This is a genomic window from Anaerotignum sp., assembly GCF_031981185.1.
In the GTDB taxonomy this organism is placed as follows: Bacteria; Bacillota; Clostridia; order Lachnospirales; family Anaerotignaceae; genus Chakrabartyella.
In genome coordinates this window covers 273-4,501 of the sequence record NZ_DALYUL010000043.1, presented here as the reverse complement: position 1 = coordinate 4,501, position 4,229 = coordinate 273, and the positions used below count along the sequence as shown (strand labels likewise).

Here is a 4,229-nt window from a genome sequence, read left to right as displayed (position 1 = left end):
AATGGGCAAAAAAGTGCTGTATTTGAGCCTTGAAAAATGATGGAAATAGATGACATAGGGCGTTTTAACAAAATAGAGTGATATAAGCGGTTAAGTCGTGGTCGTAAAATGACAATTAGGTTTACCCTTTTTTAATATATGGAAATAAAGCAAATTTTCCCAGTGGACGGGGGCGGAGCTCGTTATGGCGCCCCCTTGAACAACTCAGGTGAACTGAAAGAAATAAATCAGCCATCTTTGACTGAAAACTATCAGCATATATTTTGCCATAACAGCGTCTGAGCCCAAAATGCTATCCTAAGCCGTAGATCATGGGCTTTTTGTCACCAGTTTTATCTGATTTTATCCGTAAAGGTCTACTGTTTTGACAGCATGGGCGGTGCCTTCGCAAGCGGTTGGAAGCAGAATACAAAAAATGAACGGCTGTTTTTGTCTTCAGATGGAAGTGCCGTTACCGGATGGAAAGACATGTAATCAAAAGGAAATACACAACGCCAGAAGCACCAAGATCAGCTGCTATGAGGTCGATTCAAACGGCGTAAAAAAAACGAAATAACCAACGACAGAAAAACACTAATGGAAAACTCGTCCAAATATGGGGACGCAAAGCCGAAGGTCTAAGGCGTTTTGAAACGCTATGATAGCCTGGCTGCTAAAACTATGCAGGGACTGCCTTCACTAATATAGATGGCAGTCCCTAACTCACGTTTAGGAGGAAAATACTATGGAATTTTCTAACGAGCAGTAGATGTATTGTAGACACTCGTTAGTGCACATGGTCAGGTACTGTAAAGAAAAACATCTGATTGTATAGAATAAAACAGGAACTAATAGATGTTTAATGTACAATTAGTCCTATTTTCCATTCATAATTACTTGGTGCAATGCCCGAATGTCCTCTTGAATTAGCGTTGAATTTAAATGTCCATACCCAACTAAATATAATAAGAATTACACATATTGAGTGGGATACGGAGAGGGGGGGACAAATGCCGCATTTATTATTATTAAAGATTAAACATCTTTTTGATTTCTTCAATGTCGTCTGCGGACATCTCTCCTGCTTTGAATAGGGAAACAGCTAAATTCTTTACAGAGCCATCATACAACTTTGATATAAGGTTTTTTGTCTGGGATTGCTTGCACCCCAAAATCACACTATCGATTGGATAAGATGAAATAATTTTCAAAAATGTACGTTTTGATGATTCTGATACTAAGTTGATCGCTAATTCAGAGAAAATAATTCTATTAATGATTTCTTGTTCTTCCACCGTTGGAGTAACTACTTCTATACCATATTTTAAAAGTCCAATCTGATAAAAATTGCTTCCCATAGGTAACCGATACCAGTCAGGAGTAACTTTTTGAGCCTAAATCTTTGGCTTTTTGTCCTACCGCATCAACTATGCTAATTACTGGAATTGAAATATCTTTACGAATATCTTCTAAAACTGAATGTGGAGAATTAGCAGCCATAATCGCAAAGTCTGCACCGGCTCTTTCCAGATTATGAAAGCTATTGATTATATATTGTTTATATTCATCCATTCTATTTTCATTTTCTAAATCGGTAAAATATTGGAAATTTAAACTGTCAATCACAATTTCAGGATAATAGTAATGGTGATACTGGTTATAGAATAAATCATGAAGGGTCTTATAATAATGTAGTGTTGATGCGGAATTGATTCCGCCAATTATGCCGAATTTTTTCATAGCAAAACATCCTCCTTTATTTCAAATAAAATGAATGATTATCAATTGCTCGTAAAGTTGCAAGTATTCCATTCAAATGATCATACTCATGCTGTAAAAGTTCTGACAAATCCCCCTCCAGTAACATCTCTTGTTCATTCCATTCTATGTCTCGATATATGATACGGATTTTTTTATGTCGTCGTACTTTTACTAGAAGATTGGGGAAGGACATGCAATCATCCATAACCTCTATCTCTTCATCTCCAATGAAATTTAACACTGGATTAATAAAGACGGTAGGCTGATTGATGTACATATACAAAATGCGCTTTTGAATACCAATCTGTGGAGCAGCAATTGCCCTGCCAGCATGATAATGATTTCTGAATGCAATCAAAGTATCATGTAAATCTTCAATGATAGGCAATAATTGTGATAGCTCAGTTCTTTCAACAGGACTGCTGACTTCGTATAGCTTTGGATTTCCTAATTTTAAGATTTCTTTTATCATTGTGCACCTCCTCATATGAATTGATATTTTTAAATACAGTATATTCTTGAGAATGTGTGCAATCAATGATAAAATTGTTTGCAGAACAATTTAGAAGGTGAGAAGGCCATGCCAATTAATTCTTTCGAAGACTATCCTATGACGTGGAAACCACATATCAGTAAAACAGGAGACAACCCCCTTTATATTGCTAATGCCCTTGAACGGGATGTGAGTAATGGGCAATTAAATCCAAATGACAAATTACCACCACAAAGAGAACTGGCAGACTATCTGGACGTAAATTTAAGTACGATTGCCAGGGCATTTAAGTTGTGTACAGCAAAAGGTCTAATTTCGGGGGAAGTTGGCCGAGGGACATATGTTGCATCAGATGTTTTGTCTAACTTACCTATGTTAGATCAATGTGGAATAGAGCTTTGTATTAACTTGGGCGCATCTCATCCACTATATGAGCAAAATAAATATGTTGTAGATACTCTGAAACATATCGTTAAAAAGTATAATATCGGAAGTCTGTTAGAATACTCTGAAACTTCAGGGCGAATGAAACACAAACAAAGTGGACAGCTTTGGTTTTCTCAATTCGGTCTTAATGTTCCTGAGGAACAAGTTCTTATAACATCTGGTTTGCAAAATTCATTAGCAATTATTTTGACGTCACTTTTTCGCTTTGGGGATAAAATTGTTACAAATTCTATTATTTATCCTGGAATCAAGAACATTGCAAATTCTCTTGGAATACAGTTGATACCTATACCGTATGTGGGAGAAAGAGTGAATATTGATTACCTTGTTCAACTTTGTAAAAATGAAAAAATTAAAGGAATTTACCTTATTCCGGATCATCATAACCCAACAACTATTTATATGAATGAAGATGAAAGAAATCAGTTAGCATCAATTATTAAACAATACAGTTTGATTTGTATAGAGGATGCCACCTATTCGTTTTTATCAGCCCCTAGGTATACACCAATTACCAGTATGATTCCCGAGCAAAGCATCTATATTTCTACGGTATCTAATTCACTTTCTGCTGGATTAAGAGTAGCATTTTTATTAATGCCATATCCTTATATAGAGAAATTAAAAAGGGGAAATAGTGATATTAACGTTATGTCTGCGCCTTTGGAAGTTGAAGTCACTTCTCAACTGATCAGAACCGGTGTAGCTCAAAGGATGATGCAAGAAAAAATTATTTGCTTACAACAACGTAATAAACTAGTTGATAAATACTTGTCAGACTATAAAGTTCGTGGCGCGTTAAATTCACAATTTCGCTGGTTATCATTGCCGCTGAAGTGGACTGGAAAACAGTTTGAAATGATTGCGAAAGAAAAAGGTGTGCAAGTGTTTGGTTGCGAACGATTTCTTGTCGGTAGTGCTGTAGTTGAACCAGCGGTTAGGCTAGCAATTAGTACCCCTAAAAATAGTGATGATTTAGAATCCGGCTTACAAATTTTGAAAAATCTATTAAAATAAAACCTAATATTGATTTGGTACGTTCAAGCAAACAGGAAATGGTGGTACACCTATTGTAAAGGAATAAATGATATTGGTTGTGGAATTGTGATTGTTACAGAAACGTATCCCGAAATCCGCATTTTTATATGATTTTAAGATGCAACTTTGATTCAACTTTGATGTAACATGATTTAAAAAGCGGTAAAGACAATAAATTTTAAAGGAGGCATTTTGATGAACAGAATTCTGATTGTAGAAGATGAGTTAGCTATATCAAATTTGATTAAGACCAATTTGAGTGATGCAGGGTATCGCTGTGCTTGTGCTTATGATGGCCTTCAAGCTGCTGATATGATTGAGAAAGAAAGCTATGATTTAATTTTACTTGATATTATGCTTCCAAAGATTGATGGATATGAGCTAATTGAATATATTAAAACAATGGAAATGCCAGTGATTTTCCTGACGGCAAAATCTAGTGTGGAAGATATCGTAAAAGGTCTCAAGCTGGGAGCTGAGGATTATTTAACAAAACCCTTTGAAATCATCG

At 35.6% G+C, this 4,229-nt stretch carries 5 protein-coding genes and 1 riboswitch; of the genes, 2 read left to right on the top strand and 3 right to left on the bottom strand.

Annotated features, from left to right (window positions below; all coding sequences use genetic code 11):
- Nucleotides 1-568: 568 nt before the first annotated feature.
- Nucleotides 569-657: riboswitch (cyclic di-GMP riboswitch) on the top strand.
- Nucleotides 658-1,007: 350 nt separating this feature from the next.
- The 3 genes from RTK36_RS15745 to RTK36_RS15735 are packed head-to-tail and all read right to left on the bottom strand — an operon-like array spanning nucleotide 1,008 to nucleotide 2,212.
- The gene (locus RTK36_RS15745) at nucleotides 1,008-1,337 is read right to left on the bottom strand and encodes a hypothetical protein (protein ID WP_312048176.1); all 330 of its coding nucleotides are present in this window, start codon (nucleotides 1,335-1,337) and stop codon (nucleotides 1,008-1,010) included.
- Between the two features lie 16 nt (nucleotides 1,338-1,353).
- Nucleotides 1,354-1,719: an aspartate/glutamate racemase family protein gene (locus tag RTK36_RS15740; RefSeq protein ID WP_312048175.1), complete on the bottom strand. Its 366-nt coding sequence runs from the start codon at nucleotides 1,717-1,719 to the stop codon at nucleotides 1,354-1,356.
- 16 nt (nucleotides 1,720-1,735) lie between these two features.
- On the bottom strand, nucleotides 1,736-2,212 hold the full coding sequence (locus RTK36_RS15735; protein ID WP_312048174.1) for a peptide deformylase: 477 nt from the start codon (nucleotides 2,210-2,212) through the stop codon (nucleotides 1,736-1,738).
- A 108-nt stretch (nucleotides 2,213-2,320) separates the two neighbouring features.
- On the opposite strand from RTK36_RS15735, the gene RTK36_RS15730 reads away from it, so the two are divergent.
- Both RTK36_RS15730 and RTK36_RS15725 read left to right on the top strand, forming a co-directional pair.
- Nucleotides 2,321-3,697, top strand: a complete 1,377-nt coding sequence (locus tag RTK36_RS15730; RefSeq protein WP_312048173.1) for an aminotransferase-like domain-containing protein — start codon at nucleotides 2,321-2,323, stop codon at nucleotides 3,695-3,697.
- Between the two features lie 216 nt (nucleotides 3,698-3,913).
- The coding region (locus tag RTK36_RS15725; protein ID WP_312048172.1) for a response regulator transcription factor at nucleotides 3,914-4,229 on the top strand (316 nt) is incomplete at its 3' end.

Excerpts from the sequence above, each read along its gene's own strand:
- RTK36_RS15745 (WP_312048176.1), bottom strand. The coding sequence starts at position 1,337 with ATGGGAAGCAATTTTTATCAGATTGGACTTTTAAAATATGGTATAGAA.
- RTK36_RS15740 (WP_312048175.1), bottom strand. The coding sequence starts at position 1,719 with ATGAAAAAATTCGGCATAATTGGCGGAATCAATTCCGCATCAACACTA.
- RTK36_RS15735 (WP_312048174.1), bottom strand. The coding sequence starts at position 2,212 with ATGATAAAAGAAATCTTAAAATTAGGAAATCCAAAGCTATACGAAGTC.
- RTK36_RS15730 (WP_312048173.1), top strand. The coding sequence starts at position 2,321 with ATGCCAATTAATTCTTTCGAAGACTATCCTATGACGTGGAAACCACAT.